The sequence below is a fragment of the Alteromonas gilva genome, assembly GCF_028595265.1.
Lineage (GTDB): Bacteria > Pseudomonadota > Gammaproteobacteria > Enterobacterales > Alteromonadaceae > Alteromonas > Alteromonas gilva.
The window spans coordinates 2,493,634-2,513,250 of sequence record NZ_JAQQXP010000001.1 but is presented as its reverse complement, the minus strand read 5'-3'; the positions used below and the strand labels follow the sequence as shown (position 1 = coordinate 2,513,250).

14 protein-coding genes and 3 tRNA genes are annotated in these 19,617 nt (G+C 49.3%); 10 read left to right on the top strand and 7 right to left on the bottom strand.

The features are described 5' to 3' along the window. The first annotated feature begins 3 nt into the window (after nt 1-3). The 6 genes from OIK42_RS11030 (at nt 4) to OIK42_RS11005 (ending at nt 3,987) form a co-directional block, all read left to right on the top strand. Nucleotides 4-1,410, top strand: coding sequence for a TIGR03503 family protein (locus tag OIK42_RS11030; protein WP_374211852.1), 1,407 nt, complete (start codon nt 4-6; stop codon nt 1,408-1,410). 175 nt (nt 1,411-1,585) lie between these two features. Then, nucleotides 1,586-1,662, top strand: a tRNA-Asp gene (locus tag OIK42_RS11025). A gap of 24 nt (nt 1,663-1,686) precedes the next feature. Continuing rightward, nucleotides 1,687-1,763, top strand: a tRNA-Asp gene (locus OIK42_RS11020). Between the two features lie 29 nt (nt 1,764-1,792). Beyond that, nucleotides 1,793-1,869 (top strand) — tRNA-Asp (locus OIK42_RS11015). 190 nt (nt 1,870-2,059) lie between these two features. Next, nucleotides 2,060-2,758: a lipoprotein-releasing ABC transporter ATP-binding protein LolD gene (lolD, locus tag OIK42_RS11010; RefSeq protein WP_273640501.1), complete on the top strand. Its 699-nt coding sequence runs from the start codon at nt 2,060-2,062 to the stop codon at nt 2,756-2,758. Continuing rightward, nucleotides 2,755-3,987: a lipoprotein-releasing ABC transporter permease subunit gene (locus OIK42_RS11005; protein WP_273640500.1), complete on the top strand. Its 1,233-nt coding sequence runs from the start codon at nt 2,755-2,757 to the stop codon at nt 3,985-3,987. The genes lolD and OIK42_RS11005 overlap by 4 nt, the downstream gene beginning before the upstream one ends. A gap of 279 nt (nt 3,988-4,266) precedes the next feature. On the opposite strand, the gene OIK42_RS11000 is transcribed toward OIK42_RS11005, so the two are convergent. The 3 genes from OIK42_RS11000 to OIK42_RS10990 all read right to left on the bottom strand — a co-directional run bounded on the left by OIK42_RS11000 (nt 4,267) and on the right by OIK42_RS10990 (nt 7,589). Beyond that, on the bottom strand, nt 4,267-5,016 hold the full coding sequence (locus OIK42_RS11000; protein ID WP_273640499.1) for a transposase: 750 nt from the start codon (nt 5,014-5,016) through the stop codon (nt 4,267-4,269). 368 nt (nt 5,017-5,384) lie between these two features. Next, nucleotides 5,385-5,885, bottom strand: coding sequence for a lipid-binding SYLF domain-containing protein (locus OIK42_RS10995; RefSeq protein ID WP_374211866.1), 501 nt, complete (start codon nt 5,883-5,885; stop codon nt 5,385-5,387). A 357-nt stretch (nt 5,886-6,242) separates the two neighbouring features. Continuing rightward, nucleotides 6,243-7,589, bottom strand: coding sequence for a dicarboxylate/amino acid:cation symporter (locus OIK42_RS10990; protein WP_273640497.1), 1,347 nt, complete (start codon nt 7,587-7,589; stop codon nt 6,243-6,245). A gap of 112 nt (nt 7,590-7,701) precedes the next feature. Here OIK42_RS10990 and OIK42_RS10985 point away from each other — a divergent pair, with 112 nt between their 5' ends. Then, nucleotides 7,702-10,095, top strand: a complete 2,394-nt coding sequence (locus OIK42_RS10985) for an Ig-like domain-containing protein (RefSeq protein WP_273640496.1) — start codon at nt 7,702-7,704, stop codon at nt 10,093-10,095. 100 nt (nt 10,096-10,195) lie between these two features. On the opposite strand, the gene astB is transcribed toward OIK42_RS10985, so the two are convergent. Next, nucleotides 10,196-11,536: an N-succinylarginine dihydrolase gene (astB, locus tag OIK42_RS10980; RefSeq protein ID WP_273640495.1), complete on the bottom strand. Its 1,341-nt coding sequence runs from the start codon at nt 11,534-11,536 to the stop codon at nt 10,196-10,198. 366 nt (nt 11,537-11,902) lie between these two features. Between astB and topA the strand changes: the two genes are divergently transcribed. Next, nucleotides 11,903-14,536 (top strand): type I DNA topoisomerase, encoded by a 2,634-nt coding sequence (gene topA, locus OIK42_RS10975; RefSeq protein WP_273640493.1) that lies wholly within the window; start codon nt 11,903-11,905, stop codon nt 14,534-14,536. Between the two features lie 14 nt (nt 14,537-14,550). Further along, complete coding sequence (locus OIK42_RS10970; RefSeq protein ID WP_273640491.1) at nt 14,551-15,099, top strand: DUF2058 domain-containing protein; 549 nt, start codon at nt 14,551-14,553, stop codon at nt 15,097-15,099. 72 nt (nt 15,100-15,171) lie between these two features. Here the strand turns inward: OIK42_RS10970 and OIK42_RS10965 are convergent, their stop codons facing one another. Together OIK42_RS10965 and OIK42_RS10960 are read right to left on the bottom strand one after the other, a co-directional pair. Further along, nucleotides 15,172-16,227, bottom strand: coding sequence for an L-rhamnose/proton symporter RhaT (locus OIK42_RS10965; RefSeq protein WP_273640489.1), 1,056 nt, complete (start codon nt 16,225-16,227; stop codon nt 15,172-15,174). A 306-nt stretch (nt 16,228-16,533) separates the two neighbouring features. After that, on the bottom strand, nt 16,534-17,265 hold the full coding sequence (locus OIK42_RS10960) for a sulfotransferase-like domain-containing protein (protein WP_273640487.1): 732 nt from the start codon (nt 17,263-17,265) through the stop codon (nt 16,534-16,536). Between the two features lie 365 nt (nt 17,266-17,630). Between OIK42_RS10960 and OIK42_RS10955 the strand changes: the two genes are divergently transcribed. Then, entirely contained in the window at nt 17,631-18,551 is a 921-nt protein-coding gene (locus OIK42_RS10955; protein WP_273640486.1) for a D-amino acid aminotransferase, read from the top strand. A gap of 31 nt (nt 18,552-18,582) precedes the next feature. Here OIK42_RS10955 and OIK42_RS10950 read toward each other — a convergent pair whose 3' ends face one another. Further along, nucleotides 18,583-19,596: a phosphotransferase gene (locus OIK42_RS10950; RefSeq protein ID WP_273640483.1), complete on the bottom strand. Its 1,014-nt coding sequence runs from the start codon at nt 19,594-19,596 to the stop codon at nt 18,583-18,585. Nucleotides 19,597-19,617 lie beyond the last annotated feature (21 nt).

The window sequence follows — 19,617 nt, the reverse complement described above, 5'->3', positions numbered from 1 at the left end:
CTGGTGAACAGAGTATTACTGATAGTATGGTTTGCAGTCACACTGACATTAGGTGTCAGTGCGCAGGAGGTGGCCGATAACGCCGCGCAAATGCCTGTCACCAATGATACAACGATTGCCGACGCCGCTAAAAAGTCGCCCATAGAGCTGATTGGCAATGAGTACGAGAACGGGATCAAGTTATTACAAAACCGCTTTCGTATTGATTACAACGTTGATGAAGTCACCATGGTGTTTTTTCGCGAGTTCGGCTCTGCGCCCGTGGTGCTGGTGCGACCCGACGGTTCCAAGATATTTCAAAGTCAGGTAGACGGCGAAAATGTCTTTTGGTTTGATTCTGACACCTACGATTTAATCAGTATTAAAAACCCGGTGCCAGGACCATGGCAGGCCGTTGGCCAAATCCTGCAGGGCAGCAGAGTGATGGTGCTGTCAGAGCTCAAACTGCACGCAGATCCGCTGCCTCCCATTGTATTTTCCGGAGAAATCTTAAAACAGACCGCTTACCTTACTAATGGTGGTGAACGCATTGATTACAGCCAGTTCCGCGATGTGGTGGAATTGAGTATTGAATTCGTTAGCACCAACAATCCTAACTTTAATAATTTTGGTGCCGCCGATCAGGAAATTGCAACCTTTGAAGATAACGGTCGGGGCATGGACGAGGCGCCGCTTGATGGCATCTTTACCGGCCAGTTTAACCTGTCGGTGCCGGCCGGCGAGTGGCAGCCTATCTTTCGGGTTACCTCACCGATGTTTACCCGTGAGCAGCATAATGCGCCGCTCAGGCTGCATCCTAACCCGGTTATTATTGATGTGGAGCTCGATGGCGGCGGCAACGATTACCACAAGCTGCTTATCGATGCTCAGCGTGATTTAGTGGACATACGGTCGCTGCTGATTGACGGCAAGGTAAGCTATCCGAATGGCGATGTGCAAAACTTTTCTATTACCGAGCCCAGTGCAGCACCTCGCGAGCACCTTATCATTGCTTATGATTACGGTATTTTTCGGGTCAAACTCACGGCTTACGGCAAAACAGTGAATGGCCGGGATTTTATCCTGGATGTACCTGAATACACCTTTTTGGTTGCTGAGCCGGAGTTGCCTGAGCCGGAAGTCGCTGAATCAACACTGCAGAATGATGTTAGTGAGGTGGTTCAACAGCCAGAGCCCCCGCCTGAGCCGGAAGGCATGGATGATGAAACCCTGATGTTTTGGTTATTAACTGTTAACGGCAGCATTTTATTAATAGGCGGCTTAACGGTTACATTGATTATTGTGTTTAAACGACTAAAAGCAAACCGGGGGAACCGGGCAACCACAAAAGCTGCCGATAAAACCAACACCGATAAGCAGCCCGGACGTTTTAGTGGCTTATTAAGTAAGTTCAAAAAGAACAAGCCTTAACCATTTCGATTTGTTTTCAAACAACATGGCGAATATTCAGGCAAACGATTCGCGGAATGACATTTTTGTGAAAAAAACCGTTGACTAGAATCGGGGTAATACGTATCATCTGCGCCGCAGTGAGGGGCACAGTAGTTTTACTACGATGTTAACTCACTGAAATAGTTGAAGATGTGGAGCGGTAGTTCAGTTGGTTAGAATACCGGCCTGTCACGCCGGGGGTCGCGGGTTCGAGTCCCGTCCGCTCCGCCACTTTCAATTATTACTCAGACGTATGGAGCGGTAGTTCAGTTGGTTAGAATACCGGCCTGTCACGCCGGGGGTCGCGGGTTCGAGTCCCGTCCGCTCCGCCATCTGTCTGGGTTGAACAAGTTATGCCGTTGGAGCGGTAGTTCAGTTGGTTAGAATACCGGCCTGTCACGCCGGGGGTCGCGGGTTCGAGTCCCGTCCGCTCCGCCATTTCTTAGTTTACCTTCCCTAATATATTTCCTTTGTATATCCTTGTTATAACGCATTATCCTTGCTGTATATCATTAGCTCAGGCAATACCTGCTAAACGCTATACCTGCTAAACGCTATCAAGTACACTTATGCCTCACAAAATGGCACCTGTTTCGCACAGGTAAAAATAATCAATAAAGAGGACAGGATGGCAGAACAGGCAGTGTTAGTATGCCGTGACGTCACAAAGACTTACCACGATGGTGATGTTGTGGTATCGGTGTTGAATAAAGTTTCCTTTCAATTAATGCGCGGTGAAAAAGTGGCAATCCTGGGCAGCTCCGGCTCTGGGAAAAGTACGCTTTTGCATATTCTTGGTGGGCTTGATTTGCCTACTGTCGGCGATATTATCATTAATGGCAGGTCGCTGAGCGGATTGTCGAGCAACGCCCTGGCAACGCTGCGTAACCGTGAGCTGGGGTTTATCTATCAGTTCCATCATTTATTAGCCGAGTTTAGTGCCGTGGAAAATGCGGCGATGCCTTTGTTGATTGCCGGTGTAGAAAAAAAGCAGGCTGAAGCGCGCGCGGCTGATTTACTACAAAAAGTTGGCCTTGGACACCGTTTAAGTCACCAGCCTGCGGCACTCTCCGGTGGCGAACGCCAGCGTGTTGCCATTGCCCGGGCCCTGGTGAACGACCCTGATATTGTGTTGGCTGACGAGCCAACCGGTAACCTTGACAAGAAGACCGGCGATCAAATTTACCAGCTGTTGTGCGAGCTGAGCGAACAAATGGGCACCAGCTTTATTGTGGTTACCCATGATACTGCACTGGCGGGTGACATGGATCGGGTGATGGAATTGACCGATGGGCAATTAGCGCAACGTCAGCGAGGCACGCTGTGAGTTTAAGTTTCTTGTTGGCAAACCGGTTCCGTCGGGGTAAGCGCAGTAATCGTTATATTTCGTTCGTCTCGTTGTCTTCTACACTGGGCATTGGCCTTGGGTGTTTTGTTCTGATTGTACTGCTTAGCGTGATGAACGGTTTTGAGCGCGAATTACGCGATCGCTTGCTGGCCATCATCCCTCATGCAGAGCTGTTTTCGGTAAACCAGCAGGGTATTACAGACTGGCAGGCGCACCGTCAGGCTCTGCTGGCTGATCCCCGCATTAAAGACATCGAACCTTACACCAAGATTACCGGTATGATTCAGCAAGGTGCCAACCTCAAAGCCGTTGAGTTAACCGGCTTAAAGATAAGTGCCGACATTTTGCCGCGCTGGCAAAGCGCTATTTCACCGGAAAGCTGGCAGCGGTTGCGTGCCGATGCCGGTCAGGTGCTGTTGGGAGAGGGTATTCTCAAAAAGCTGTCGTTAGAGGTGGGCGATAAGATCACCGTGGTTATCCCGGCGGTTACCGACGACCTGACCTTTGCGGCGCCTAAAAACCTGTATCTCACGGTAGCCGGTAGCGTTAATGTGGGGGGAGAGCTGGATAACCTTATAGGTATCATGCATTTGGCTACTGCCTCCGAACAAGCGGGCGTTCAGTCCGGCGCGCAGGGGTTGCGCTTTCAGATGACCGATCCCTTCGTAGCATATTCGGTTATTCGTGAGGTGGGGTATGGCTTTCCGCAGGCAGTGTATATGTCTGACTGGACGCGTACCCAGGGCCACCTGTATGACGATATTCGGTTAGTCAGAGTCGTGGTATACATTGCCTTATCATTAGTGATTGCAGTGGCGTGCTTTAACATTGTGTCGTCTCTGGTGATGGCGGTAAAAGAAAAGCAATCTGCCATTGCCATCTTAAAAACCATGGGTGCCACAGACCAGCAAATTCGACTGTCATTTGTGTATCAGGGCGTTATTAACGGTTTAACCGGCGTTTTCTGGGGCACACTGCTTGCGGTGATCACCGCACCGAACTTATCGTCTATCGTGAGTACTATAGAAGGCTGGTTGGGCGTGCAGGTGTTATCGGGTGATATCTATTTTATCGACTTCTTACCCTCGAACCTGCAGGTAGCAGACGTTGTTATTACTGTATGCGTTGCAATTTTACTGTCGGTGTTAGCCACTTTATATCCGGCGCATAAGGCCGCGAATGTTCAGCCCGCCCGTGCATTGCACTGATATCAACGTTATTTTTTATTCTTGGACAGTCACTTTGAGATTATTTTTGGACAGTCACTTGGCATGATTAGCAAAAATAAAATGCAGTGTGAGTTATTGAGTTTTTTATTGAACTAAATTCTGCAGCAAATACTGCTACAGCCAGGAATGAAGAAGTGGCTTGCCTGAATAGACAAGATGTTAGGTTAATTGGCAAAAAATAAACACTACTAACAACCAGCCTTGCGTGTGGATGTGGCCCGGCTAGTTTTGTGATTGAGGTGAGCTCAGGAGCGTTGGCTAAGCCGCCCGATATCTTCGAACTCGCTGTTGAACAAGACTTAACTTTTCAATGCTGACCGTGGTTTTGAACTCAGTCTCAATGCCAGCGACCATAGCCTGCCAGTCAGCCGTTTCTAAACCAACTCGGGTGAGTATAGATGCAGTGGTATCTTCAATTTTACCATGCTTACCGGGCGTGAAATGCCGGCCTGTGAGGTCAACGATGGCCAGGTAATCTTCAATACGAAAAGGCAAACCATCGGGCATGTTGCGTCTCGGGTTGCCCGCGAAAGGGAGCAGTGCTCGGGGTTGCTGGTTTAATTTAGCCGCATTAATTCGTTGTTGAACACTTGTATGCGCGGATGACTCCGGTGAATCAGCAAGACCCGAACGAATTGGATTTAAATCAACGTAGGCCATACATGCCGTTAAAGATGCCTCATCCAGTAAGGCTTGTGACTTAAACCTGCCTTCCCAAAAATGCCCGGTACAATCATCTTCTTTATTGGCCTGCCTGGCGATATATTCATTGAGCAAGCGCATAAACCAGCTAATATCGTATAGCCTTTTACGGTAAACTTCTGCAAGCGCTTTTACCGTCTCAACTTCTGCTTCCGTCATGGCATCGCTTTCTTCAGGCTTGATATAACGCTGACACAACAACATGCCTTTATAGAGCTTGTGCCACCTCCTGATGATCTCTTGCGTTGATAAGGTATCGGCTTTTTGTTGGTTAATGCGCAATACTACATGGGTATGATTACTCATGACAGCATACGCACACACATCCACACACATAACCTCCGCCAAAAGCAGGAGTCGGTCTTCAACCCATTGGCGGCGATGCTCAAAACTTCTCCCAGTGACTTTATCCTCACCGCACAAACAGGCCCGGCGCACACAGCGAGAGATACAATGATAATACGGCGTGTCTGACAAATTGATAAGGCACTTGCGAGGTCTGGGCACTGTCTTATTCTTAGTGGAGTTAGTGATAGATTTATTGTGCCGTAATTAGCTTATAAACCAACTGTACTCAGGAATAGACGGTGCCTGTCCAGCTATACTGCTTCCAGCTATACTGCTACTTTTTCAGAAAGTGACTGTCCATATTTCGGTCCATATTTTGACAGTGGTTAGTTTAGATTTTTGTCTTTCCAAAACCTGGTGCCTTTTACGGTTGCCTGTAAGGCCAGCCCGCTTTCGGTCATGCTGTAAACTGTGACAGCACCAAGGTAACCTTCGCCGTCCAGTGAACCGCCTTTACTGCCTGCTTTTGCAGTGGCGTCCGCATTACCGCCAGCGGTCCAGCCGTGCTCTATAAAGTAATTCATTGCGTCTTGTGTATGGAAGATCATGACTATCCGGTAGTCTTTTGCACCCAGACCTAAGCCCACACCACCCTCAGCCATATTCATGTAAGTCTTAGTACCCGTTTGGTTATTATTAACCACACCATAGCCTGTACCTGCGGCAAAAAATATCACGTTGATGTTGGCATTACTGAATACCGCATAACCCGCTGAACTGGCGACTTGCGAGCGGGTATCAGGTTTTTCACTGTAGAGCCTGCTAAGAGCCTGGTCTTGCATGGTCAGTATGGCTTGTCGCTTTTCAGCAACACTTCCACTGCCCATTGAGGCACAACCAATCACGGTAAATAAAATAATAAATACGCTGCTCAATAACACAGATTGCTTGATTTTTAGCATGATGACTCCGCTATATCTTAAGTAAATCCCATTACCAGAGTAGCACAGTCAAGTGACTGTCCAGTGTTGGTCCACCAGTGACTGTCCAGTGTCGGGTATTATAGTAAATGAAGTTTAGCAATGATTATGCCTGATGCTGCATTTAATTGCGTAAATCAAGATGAGAAGGTCTGCGTTAGCCGCTTGAAAAAAAGTAGGTGTCGGGGAGGTACACTCTGAAGGTTCACCCGGCAGCACCAGTGTCACTGCCGGGGGAGCGTAATTTAAGTCACGAGATGTCGACTAGCTGTTGTGTTTAAAATTATCAAAATCCACGTCTTCTTGTTTTACACCAGCGTCAGGATCGTTAAACACGGCTTCGTCTAATTCACCTTCAGATTTGGCGATAATCGTTGCAACGGTGCAATCACCAGTAATATTTACCGCGGTGCGGGTCATATCCAGTAAGCGATCGACACCGATGATCAGCGCGATACCTTCAACCGGCAGATTCACCTGTTGTAGCACCATGGCCAGCATAATTAAGCCCACGCCCGGCACGCCTGCAGTACCTACTGAAGCGAGGGTAGCGGTTAATACCACCATTACGTAGTCACCTAAGGTTAAATCTACGGCGTAAACCTGAGCAATAAACACCGTCGCCACACCTTGCATAATAGCGGTGCCATCCATATTGATGGTGGCGCCCAAGGGCAGGGTAAATGACGATACGGATTTACCAATGCCCAGCTTATTACGCGCGGTTTCCATGGTCACCGGCAGCGTAGCGCTGCTGCTTGAGGTACTAAAGGCAAACAGCGCTGCATCGCGCATCTTTCGAAGCAGGATGAGTGGATTCATTCCGCTGAAGACTTTGAGTAAGACCGGATAGGTGACCAGCGCATGGATAACCAGCACGGCCAGCACCAGGAAGAAATACGATAACAATCCGCCGATGGTTTCTAAACCGATAGTGGCAAACAATTTGGCCATCAAGACGAAGACACCATACGGGGCAAGATTCATTATGATAGTAACCAAACGCATGATAACGGTATTCACATCCTCGAAGAAAGCGGCTAAACGTTTACCCGCATCGCCGGTCATGGCCATGGCTACACCCAGTAATACTGCAAACACAATGATTTGCAGCATGTTTCCTTCGGCCATGGAATTGATCGGATTAGACGGGAACATATCGACAATAACCTGTGACAACGAGGGCGCTTCTTTGGCGACATACGTTGTTTCACTTTGGAGATTCAGCCCCTCACCTGGTGACACGAGCAGACCGCCCATAATGGCCAGGCTAACGGCGATGGCCGTGGTAAGAATGTAAAGGCCGATGGATTTAGCACCCAGCCGACCCAGTTTGGAGGGCTCGGATAAACTACTGGTACCGCATATCAGCGATACAAACACTAAGGGCACCACCAGCATTTTCAAACTGGAGATAAATATTTGCCCGAGAGTCGAAAATATACCATCTATTAGAATGTCATACGTGGAAACCTCGACTGAAAATATCGAAAAGCGTAAATCTCCGCTATCATCAAAGACGAGCTGTAGTAGCGCACCGATGATGATTCCGGCCACCATACCGATAAATATTCGTGCAGTTAAACTGAGCTTATGTGAAGACTGAGACATGTAAATTCCCTGAAATGTTATTTTATTTATAGTTCTTGGTTAGTGTGCCAGATTCATAGCAGTTTTAAATACTAAAAATGACCCAATAACGGTAAAGAGGTCCAGGAAGACGATGAAAATGAAATCTCTACGCTTAATAACCGCCCTATGGACACTATTAATGCTGGTTGCCTGTGGCGGCGGAGGCTCAGTATCCAGAGATGAGACACCCACGCCAACACAACCTACCGAACCAGGGGTTTCAATAACACTTGATATTGTTAACCAAAGTAACCAAACCGACCGTAACCTGACTATTAGCAATCCACTAACGGTGATTGCCACGGTTACCACATCAACGGGCACGCCGGTCGCCGATCAGTTAGTGAGATTTTCAGTTGAACAGGCTGACTTACTGGTTTTTGGCAACGACACCGGCACTGCGCGCACAAACGCTGAAGGTATCGCTACCATTGGAATTACTGTGGGCGCGGCGTCTGGCGATGGAGAAATTACCGCCTCTTTATCCAGTGGTGTAACGGGCTCAACCACGTTTTCTTCAGCTGGTTCAGGCTCCACAGGACGCCAGCCAGCACAATTAGCACTTTACGCCAGTTCGCTGCAACTGCCCTCCAGTGGTTCTGATGAAGTGGAGTTAATTGCTGTTGTTAAAGATGCGCAAAGTGTATTAATGGAAGGCATCGAGGTTAACTTTGCCGTTAGTAATGATGCAGAAGTGGAATTGCAATTAACTCAGCCTGTTACCGCTGAAGATGGCACTGCACGCGCTATTTTAACGTCAAAAAACAACGCCGGTAATCGCACCTTTGAGGTCACGGCCCAGGCCGGCAGTTTTAATGATCTGGTTGAAATTAAAGTAGATGGTACAGAGGTTGTGATCAACGGTCCATCCTCACTGGTGCTTAACGATTCAGCAGAATACACGTTAAGAATTCAGGATTCTGACGGTAATGCCATTGCCAATCAGATGATTTCATTATCAGCGACAAGCGGCACGCTTAACAGCAATACAGTGCGCACCGAAGCCAATGGTCAGGCTGCTGTTACTTATACCGCCACGCAGTCAGGTCCGGTAACCATTAATGCCCAGGTGGCTGAACTCAATGCACAAACAGATACGCTGATCACGGTACAGGAGGATGAATTTGTCTTCGTCGACACCGCTGCGGTTGCTGAGACCAGAATTTGTAATGCCCATGACGAACGGGAAACCGCCAGTATTCCTGAATGTGAAATCAATTCTGCCACAGATATCACTGTCAACTGGCAAAAAGACGGTTCGCCAAACGCTGGCGCAAATGTCACCTTCACCGCTTCAAGAGGGGAAATCATAAACGGCACTAACACGGTCGTATCGGATGCCCAGGGCAATGCGACATTTACAATTACCTCAAACAATGCCGGCCGCTCGTCAATTACCGCCACCGGATTCAACGATGACGGAGACGTGGTAGTCACGGCCCGTATGGAAGTTGAATTCGTCGCCACTGACCCTTACGTGATACTGGTTGATGCATCGCCGGATATACTGGGCCCTGATGGTCAAACAAGCACCATTACGGCGCTGGTGCGTGATCAGGATAGCAACCTGGTTAAAAATGCGGTGATCACGTTCAATGTTAACGATTCAAGTACCGGTACCTTGTCGCCGTCGCAGGCAACTACCGACAGTAACGGTGTCGCCTCTACGGTATTTACCTCAGGTGCCGTAAACAGTCTGGAGTCAGTCCTGATTACTGCGACGAGTCTTGAGGATGGGAATGTCGCGGGTAATGTTACGTTGACGGTTGGCAACAGAGCCTTTGATATATCCATGGGAACCGGTAATTTAATTTCCAGCCCCGACAACTCAACCTACCTTAAAGAGTTTGCGGTGTTTGTCGCCGATTCTGCTGGCCGGCCGGTAGCTGATGTAAATTTAACCGCGTCGTTGTCACCGGTTCGCTACCCTAAAGAATATGCCTACAGAAAGGGCAGCTGGTTCTGGGATGACGAAGCGGAAATCTGGTATGTGGGGTATAACTATTATGTTCCCGCCACGGCAGATGAACCAGCGTTTACCGAAGTTCGGGCCGGTTATGCCGAGAAGTGTATCAACGAGGATATCAACAATGACGGTATTTTAGATCTGCTGCCGGTAGACCCTGACACGGGCATTGAAGGCGAAGATCTGGATGCAGATAGCTATCTGACCCCCGGTATTATTGGCGCCTTGTCCTTCCAGGGGGAAGCAGTAACCGATGAAAACGGCCAGGCTACACTTGAACTGCGCTACCCCAGAGAGTATGGCATGTTTTATACCGGGGTTATCACGGTAAACGGCCAATCAACCGGCAGTGAGGCTTCGGCGTCTATGGTTTACACCTATTCTGTTGCCGGTGACGATATCGATGAGGAGTCTGTTGCGCCGCCAGCGAGTCCATGGGGAGCAGGTACCCCGTATGGCGAAACACACCCTCGATTTGTTGGCACAACAGAGAATTGTACGGTGGCAGATAATCTGTAACGCGATGAAACGCTTACGTGACTGACACTAAAGAGTATGCGCTCAACATTAAAAAGCCGCTTAAATAAGCGGCTTTTTTATTGGCTGACTGCAGCGCTGGTTAGCCCTGTTGAAATGGGTATACCGAGCCGAGCCTGAGCAGTTGGGTTAGCTCATCGAGCGCCGCACGCGACTCAATCAGCAGTTGCGGGTCGCGCAAATCATGCTCCGTTAACCGATCGCGGTAATGTTTATCTACCCAGCTGTTGAGTTTGCTGAACAGGGTATCGTTCATTATCGTGTTGGGGTTCACTGCGGCAAGTTCGTTGTCGGTGAGTGCCACACGCAAGCGCAAACACGCAGGGCCACCGCCATTGCGCATACTCTGTTTTACATCAAAGTAGTTAACGCTTTTAATCGGTGTATCCCGTGTGGTTAACTCGGCCAGGTAATTGGCAACAGTGCTGTTTTCCTGGCATTCTGTCGGAGCAATAATGGTCATGTTACCGTCGGGTAACGTCAGTAACTGGGTATTAAACAGATAGGTTTTAATCGCATCTGTCAGACCAACTTCATCACTTTTTACTTCAATGAAGTGCAGCGGGTTATCACCAAACTTACGACGAATTTCATCCAGTACGGCCTGGGTATTGTGAAAGGCCAGTTGATGGTAAAACAACACATTCTGGTTACCCACGGCAATCACGTCGTTGTGGAACACGCCCTGATCAATGACATCCGGATTTTGCTGCACATACACCACTGAGTCATCGTCGAGTCCGTGTAGTCTGGCGACAGCCTGACACGCCTCAAAGGTTTGCCGGGCCGGGTATTTAACCGGTTTGGGTAAATCATGGCGGAACGCATGGCGACCGTAGACAAATACCTCAACACCCGCGTGGCCGTATGCACTGCACAACCGGGTATGGTTAGCGGCGCCTTCATCACCGAAGTGGTCGTTGTCGGGCAGGTGGGTGTGATGGGCAAAATGACGGCTATTGGCAAAGGTGGCCTTTAAAATATTACCGGTGACCTGCGGCTCAAGTGAGCGGTGAAACTTATTGGTAAGGTTAGCCGGCGTAAAATGAACACGCCCATCGGCGGTATCGGCACTTGGTGATACCGTGGCAGCGTTTGCTGTCCACATACTGGAAGCTGAACAGCAGGCAAGGAATACCTCTCTGGCTTGCTGTGCGGCCTGCTCGAGGACTTTCGCATCGCTGCCGGTAAATCCTAACCTGCGCAGCATCGCAACGTCAGGGCGCTCCTGAGGCGCTAATACGCCCTGTACCATGCCCATGTCGGCGAGCGCTTTCATTTTTTGCAAGCCTTGCTTAGCAGCTTCTTTGGGATTGCTTACGGCGTTGGCGTTAGAAAATGATGCCACATTACCGAATGATAATCCGGCATAATTGTGGGTTGGGCCTACCAGTCCGTCAAAATTTGCTTCACAATATTGCATTACAACCTGCCTTGTTTAATTTGTTCTGTGCTTTGCCATGCCTGATAACGCTAAGATATGCATAATTGGCTGGCCAGGGCGCTGTTATCATCGCTTTAGATGTTGTATTTTAACCTGTTATTTTTGCTAACCCGGCGCATTATACGTGTTTTACTGGTGCTGCCAATCCGGTTGTACAAAATATGGTCTATTATAATGGTGCAAAAAACATTCTTTGCGAATAAGTATGAAGAAGAACTTGTTTTCCATTCACTTTGTAGATATATGTTAAAAAAAGAAGCGCCAGACTGTGTGAGTGAAATTGCCTTATTTTCTTCCTGGCTAGACATCAAAAAATTAATTTATTCAAAGGTTTAATCTTTATTTATGACCAAATCACTAGTCATAGTCGAGTCACCGGCCAAAGCGAAAACAATAAATAAATATCTCGGTAAAAATTTTATTGTGAAATCTTCGGTTGGCCACGTTCGTGACCTGCCGACCAAGGCGCTTGGTAAGGTAGAACCGAAAAAACCGGCTAAAGAACTGAAAACGTATTCCGACGAGGAAAAGGCCAAATACCTGCGTGAATACGAGTATAAAAAGCTCGTTGATCGCATGGGCGTTGATCCCCAGCACGACTGGAAAGCGCATTATCAGGTCCTCGAAGGCAAAGAAAAAGTTGTTAACGAATTAAAAAAGCTTGCTAAAGACGCTGACACAATTTATCTCGCAACGGATTTGGACCGCGAGGGAGAAGCGATTGCCTGGCATTTACAGGAAATTCTGGGCCAGAAAGGTAAAACTTACCAACGAGTGGTCTTTAACGAAATTACCAAAAACGCTATAAAAGAAGCCTTTGAGCATCCGGGTGATGTTAATCAGGACCGCGTTGAAGCACAACAAGCCCGGCGTTTTCTTGATCGGGTGGTGGGCTTTATGGTGTCGCCACTACTGTGGAAAAAAATCGCCCGTGGGTTATCTGCAGGCCGCGTACAATCGGTAGCAGTGCGTCTGGTCGTAGAACGCGAACGAGAGATCAAAGCATTCGTACCCGAAGAATTCTGGGATGTGCATGCTGATCTCACCACTGCCGCCAGCGATGCCTTGCGCATGCAGGTGGTACGTGAAGGTGACAAGCCCTTTAAACCGGTCAATAAAGCGCAAACTGACGCGGCCCTGGCAGCGTTAAAACCGGCTGATTACGAAGTAGTTAGCCGCGAGTCCAAGCCAACACAAAGCCGCCCGTCGGCACCGTTTATTACGTCAACTCTGCAGCAGGCGGCCAGTACGCGGCTGGGCTTTGGCGTGAAAAAAACCATGATGATGGCGCAACGACTTTACGAAGCCGGCCATATTACCTACATGCGTACCGATTCGACCAATTTAAGCCAGGAAGCGCTCAGTGCCTGTCGGGATTACATTGATGGCAATTTTGGCGACAAGTATTTGCCGTCTTCACCTATCCGTTATGGCAGTAAAGAGGGCGCTCAGGAAGCGCACGAAGCGATCAGGCCATCGAACGTTAATACCCTTGCTGCAAGCCTTAAAGATATGGAGCGCGATGCTCAGCGATTGTATGAGTTAATCTGGCGCCAGTTTGTGGCGTGTCAGATGACGCCAGCCAAATATGATGCGACAACCATTAAGGTTAAAGCCGGTGAGTTTGAGCTGGTTGCCAAAGGCCGCGTATTAAAATTTGATGGTTGGACCCGGGTACAGCCGCAGAAAGGCAAAAAGGGCGATGAAGACAAGCTGCTGCCTGATGTAAAGCAGGGCGACAATCTGGCCCTCAAAGCCCTCGATCCGAAGCAGCATTTTACCAAGCCTGTTGCCCGGTTCAACGAGGCATCGCTGGTAAAAGAGCTGGAAAAACGTGGTATTGGCCGCCCGTCAACTTACGCCAGTATTATTTCGACTATTCAGGATCGTGGCTACGTACGGCTTGAAAATAAGCGTTTTTACGCAGAAAAAATGGGCGAAATTGTTACCGACCGTCTGATGGAAAACTTTGATGGTCTGATGAACTATGACTTTACTGCCAACATGGAGCAGCGTCTCGATGAAATAGCGGAAGGTCACGATAACTGGAAAAATGTCCTCGACAAATTTTACAGTGACTTTTATGGCAAGTTGTTACTCGCTGAACAAGAGCCAGAGAAAGGCGGCATGCGACCTAACCAGGCGGTGCCGGTAAATATTGAATGTGGTAAATGCGGACGGCCAATGAATGTTCGTACCGCCAGTACCGGGGTGTTTTTAGGTTGTTCAGGCTATAACCTGCCGCCCAAAGAGCGTTGCACCAACACCATGAATCTGACGCCCGGCGAGGAAGTCGTGGCGGTAGATAATGACGACGAACAGGAAACCGAAGATTTACGGGCTAAGCGTCGCTGTGGTGAGTGCGGTACTGCCATGGACAGTTATCTGGTTGATGAAACGCGCAAACTGCATGTCTGCGGTAATTCACCCGCCTGCCCGGGTACCTATGTTGAGCAGGGCACATTTAAAATCAAAGGTTATGATGGCCCGCTGATTGAGTGTGACAAGTGCGGCAGTGACATGGAACTCAAAAACGGCCGTTTTGGTAAGTACTTCGACTGTACCAACAGTGAATGTAAAAATACCCGTAAGTTACTGCGCAACGGCGAGCCTGCGCCACCGAAGGAAGATCCGGTGGATTTACCGGAGTTGCCCTGTGAAAAGAGCGACGCCCATTTTATGTTACGCGATGGTGCGTCTGGCATCTTCCTGGCGGCGCATAATTTCCCTAAATCCAGGGAAACCCGTGCGCCTAAGGTAGAGGAACTGGCTCGCTTCAGAGACCGAATTTCGCCTAAGTTTTACTATCTGGCCGATGCGCCGCAAACCGATTCTAACGGTAACCCTGCGATTGTCCGGTTTAGTCGTAAAACGAAACAGCAATATGTGATGTCTGAAGACGACAAGGGCAAAGCAACCGGTTGGTCAGCCTGGTATCAGGATGGCAAGTGGCAGGAAAAAGACACCAAAAAGAAATAAACGGGTAAAAGTTAATGGCATCGTTACAAGAACAATTGCTCAAAGCGGGCTTAGCCGATAAAAGTAAGGCTAAGCAAGCGCGTACGGATAAGCGCAAAAAGCAAAAGCTGAAAAACAAGGGCGCAGCAGTGTCCGAGGATGAAAGTAAACTGGCTGCCCAGCAAGTCGCCGAAGCGAAAAAACAACGCGACCGCGAGTTAAACCAGCAGCGCCAGGCAGAGCTAGAAAAGAAAGCCGTAGCCGCGCAAATAAAGCAGTTAATCACTGTAAATGCGCAGGCCAAAGGTAAAGGTGACACAGTACTTAATTTCACCGACCAAAACGTGGTTAAACGCATGTACGTCAGTGATGCGGTGCATAAGCTGGTGGTGGATGCCCGCTTAGCCGTGGTGAAGCTGGACGATGACTATGCACTTGTGCCAACCCCGGTTGCGGATAAGATCGCTGAACGTGACGAAAGTCTGGTGATATATCGTGCCGATCTTCGCGAAGAGAACAAGGAAAAGTCTGCCGAGGACGACTGGTACGCTGATTACGAAATTCCGGATGATCTCACCTGGTGAGCCGGCTACACCGTCCAACCAAAGCCCGCCCGGGAACATTCCCGGGCGGGCTTTTTGCTAATCGTTTGCAGCTTACTGATACGAATTGCCAACGCCAATCAAAATCGTTGACAGTACCAGCAACGAAATGCCCGCCAGTAACAGCATTCGGCTGCGCGTACTGCTGCCTTTCCATTCCAGCAGCGCAAGCCCCCACAAGGTCGAAAATATAATGATACTGGCCATATGGATGGTCCAGCTGGAAAATTCATATTTACCCATGTGGCTTTCGCCCATGGTGTAAAAGAAAAACTGAAAGTACCAGCATGCACCCCCCAGGGCCGCTAACAGGTAATTTTTAACCATGGTGTTAGCCGCTAAACGCTTAACGGAGTGGCCCACATGACCAAAAAATTCGCGGCCGCTTTTATTACTGCGGATCAACCAGATACACCAGATAAGATTGGTGGTTAATCCGCCGGCCAGGACCACACAAAGTACCGGCAGGCCTTGCCACAAGCTTTCAGTGCCAGCTGCCAGGGTCAGCTCTCTAATCGGTTTCCCGGCGGCGATACCAAAGGCAAAACAGGCTGACATGACGCCGGAGAAGAGGGCTATCAGCAGTCCTTTTTTCATGTCGATGGTTTGGTTCGCGGCATGCTCGCCGACGCTGCGATTTTTTTCTGCAGTGGCGTACGCGACTAAGACTACCCCGAGTAGCGTCATGAAGGTTCCTGCAATGGCAAACTGACCACTGGTTGTTGCGACGATTTGCGCAATAGTGCCAGCTAGAACAGGCGGTCCCAGCGTGCCCAGTACAGTGGTTAAGCCCAGTACAATGGCCATGCCTGAGGAAATCCCCATATAGCGAACCGCAAGGCCAAAAGTGAGTCCGCCAAACCCCCAGCCCAGGCCCCATAAAAAACATTCTTGCAACACGCCTACCGGCGCGTCACTGAGAACACCGGCTAAATCATAGGTTTGTAACCAGGCAAAGAACCAGGGGCATATGAGCCAGCTAAAAATACCGCCGGTTAACCAGAATATCTCCCATGACCAGTGTTGTATACGTTTGTAAGGCGTGTAGAAACTGGCAGAAAAAACGCCTCCTAACCAGTGAAAGAACACACCTAATAACGGGTTTTGCATATCGAAGAACTCCTACTGCACGGACTTTCAGGCCTTTAGCAATGCATTTACATAAAATATACATTTGAAGGAGCATACCTAAAAAACTCGCCATAATCACGCATAAATAATCAAAAATTTTCATAATGTGTCATTTTGCGGAGCAGGGCGCACAAATCTGCACCCGTCAGCTCTGAGCGGCAATGAGAGATTGCCGCTGTGACGTCGATTTGCTGCTAAGCAGTCACACCTGAAGTCGCGCCTCAGGGACAGCAGTGTATGACGTGAATATAACCGAAAACAGCGAGTGGAAAGATTGTGGGAAGCTTAGGTTGCCTGAGGCGCAATTTTGAAGGCACTGAGCTGCGTATAGTAGCTCATGGCCTCGTCCAGTAAAGGTTGTAAATGTGCCGGGATATCCGGTATGGGCGGCTCTGCATCGGCAAAGCCGTCTGACTTCCAGACTTCGGGGTACCAGTGAGGAGCCCACGCACCGTCACTGCGATGCCCGCCTGGTTGCCAGCGCAGCATGTCGGGGGTCCAGGCAATGCCAATCGCGTGACATAATTTAGCCAGCATAGCCGCCGGATCCTGTCGAATATCGGAGGAGTCGACCACAATTGGCACGCGGTGGGTGTCGGTCACAATCCGTTGAAACAATTCTGCCTGCTGGGGCAGCCCAATATCCGTCAGGCTGGGCTCGCCATTTTTTCTGGCGTAGCTGGCAATGACCCGGGCGGGGTGGCGGATCAAAAACACATTGCACAACTTACTGACCCATTCCATAGGAAAACTATTGAGCATGTGGTGGGGCATATGCTTTTGATAAAAAAGCGTTTTGTTATCGGGGATAGGGCCAATGCAGCGCTGTGCAACCTTCGCTGGATCCGTTTCCTCTTTAGCAAAGATCGCCTCTTGCATGGGATGCTGTTGGCCGCTGTATTTGAGATAGGGGGCATAAAAGGGTTCGTCCCACACTGCGCAATCGGCCCGGGCAGCAAAAGAGTACATCATAGCGGTAGACAAATTACGCGGGCCGGACCACATGGCAATATGCATGAAAGACTTCCTTATCTGTTTATCAGTACGCCAACGCAAATACGATGGTGTTTGGGTTGTCAGTAGCATAACGGCCTTATACCGTTCTTTGCAACTGTTGCCGGCCTAAGCGCAGGGCTGACACAAAAAAATTCCACACAGGGGCCGGCCTGCGCACGCCGACGGATGTTTGCCCTGGTTACGGCTGGCAATGATTCATTTTGATGGAATATGATTTATCAGGGGTGTTGACAGCCGTCAGACGATGAAATCAGCCAGCACCCGTGGTAAACGCTTCCACCGTGGGTGTAATTGGTTATAGTAGTACAAAGCGGAAGATGCCAGCTTATGCGGTTGGCGAGGTTCTTATAAGACAACGGAGTTTAATGATGCAGGAACATAAAGCCGGGGGCGCTCACGCGTCGGTGGATGACGAGCGAAACCAGAGTATTAAAATTTACGTGAATGGCGATCTGGTACCACGGGCCGAGGCAAAGGTGTCGGTTTATGATAGTGGTTTTATGCTGGGTGACGGCGTGTGGGAAGGCATCAGGTACCACAAAGGCAGGTTTGCGTTCGTTGACGACCATCTGGATCGCTTGTTTGCCGGTGCAAAAGCGCTTGATATGGATATTGGTAAAACCCGGGACGAGCTCAAACAGGCTCTGCAAGATACCGTTGATGCCAATGGTATGACCGATGGCGTGCATGCCCGACTGATGGTCACACGAGGCCCTAAAAAAACGCCTTATCAGGATCCCCGGTTAAGCTTGTGGGGGCCGACCATTGTTATCATTGCTGAGTATAAAACCCAGGACTTAGGCCCGGTAGAGCGGGGGATTCGTTTATTTACCGTACATGTGCGGCGCGGTTACCCGGATGTTCAGGATCCACGCCTTAATTCACACAGTAAAATTAACTGTATTACCGCGATGATACAGTCGTACAAAGCGGGCGCCGATGAAGCCCTGATGCTGGATCCCCAGGGCTTCGTGAGCACCTGTAACTCAACTAACTTTTTTATTATCAGAAACGGTGAAGTGTGGACCTCCACCGGTGACTACGTCATGAAGGGGATCACCCGGCAAAAAACCATTGATGTGTGCAAGGCCAACGGTATTCCTGTATTCGAAAAAAACTTTTCTCTGGTGGATGTATACAGTGCTGACGAAGCCTTTGTTACCGGCACTTTCGGCGCACAAACGCCAGTGATTGATGTTGATGGCAGAACCATCGGCGAAGGTAAGCCCGGGCCAATGGTACGCCGGTTACGCCAGCTTTATCATGAGTTGGCTGAACAACATTAGGCCTAGGGGGTGAAACACTAATATCGGCAGGCTATTGGTAACGCTGTTGCAGGTGCATCAGCGCTTCTTTCGTTTGCGCCGCCAGCACGGTATTGATTTTAAAGTGAGCCGGGTTCCAGCCCATCAAAAAACGGTGGAAGTCGGCGCTGGCAACACAATATAAGGCGCGCCATTGTGCGCAGATCTGGTTAATTTGAGGCGGTTTAAATCGCGCTGCCAAATGGGTTTTAAGGTGGCTAAAGTAGTAGTCCAGACACGCCTCAGTGCTGCGTGCTTGCTGGCGTTCTGACAACGCACTGCCCAAAAAATAACAGACATCCTGAACACCGATCCCACCACCTACATACTGAAAGTCGACGGCGGCGACTGCATCACCGCTTTGACTAAAGCAAAAATTAGCGACTTTTGCATCACCATGAATAAGGGTTCGCCAGGGACACCGCTGTAACAGTTCATCAAGCTGCGCCGCCTGTTGTTTAAGCTCACCGTCAGGCATGTTGTGCCATTCATCCTGACGTGTGGCCAGATGCCAATAGCTACCCTGAGGCCACAGACCATTAGGCGCAATATTCATAAATTTCGCATGGAAAGCGGCTAACCAGGCAAGTACCACCCGGCACTGACTTACCGATAACGAAGTGTGCCGCGCGGTATACCCCAGGGCATTTAAATCACCCAGCACCAGCACCTGAACACCGTCGCGCTGGTCTGCTATGACCAGGTCAGCAATCGTAGCTGTCTCGCATAGAGCGCCGTATTCAAGATAAAAATGTTGTTCTATACGGTAAGACCGCAATTTTCTCTGCTGGCTTGTGGATGTGCTAAAGCCGTGAGGGTGATTAAAGGTTTTGGGCACACTGATAAGCTTAATAATGAGTGTGGATTGTCGGGCTGGGGAATAACAGCGTAACAACTGACCAAAATCGCTCCACAACGGCTGAACCAGCTCAAACTGGCATAAATGCTTGTCGTCAAGAAGAGATGATAACCACTTAATTACAGGTGGTGCCAGATGCGGTGGGGAGTGTGGTGCAGGTGTGTTCACTGGTGATGGTGCAAAAAAGGA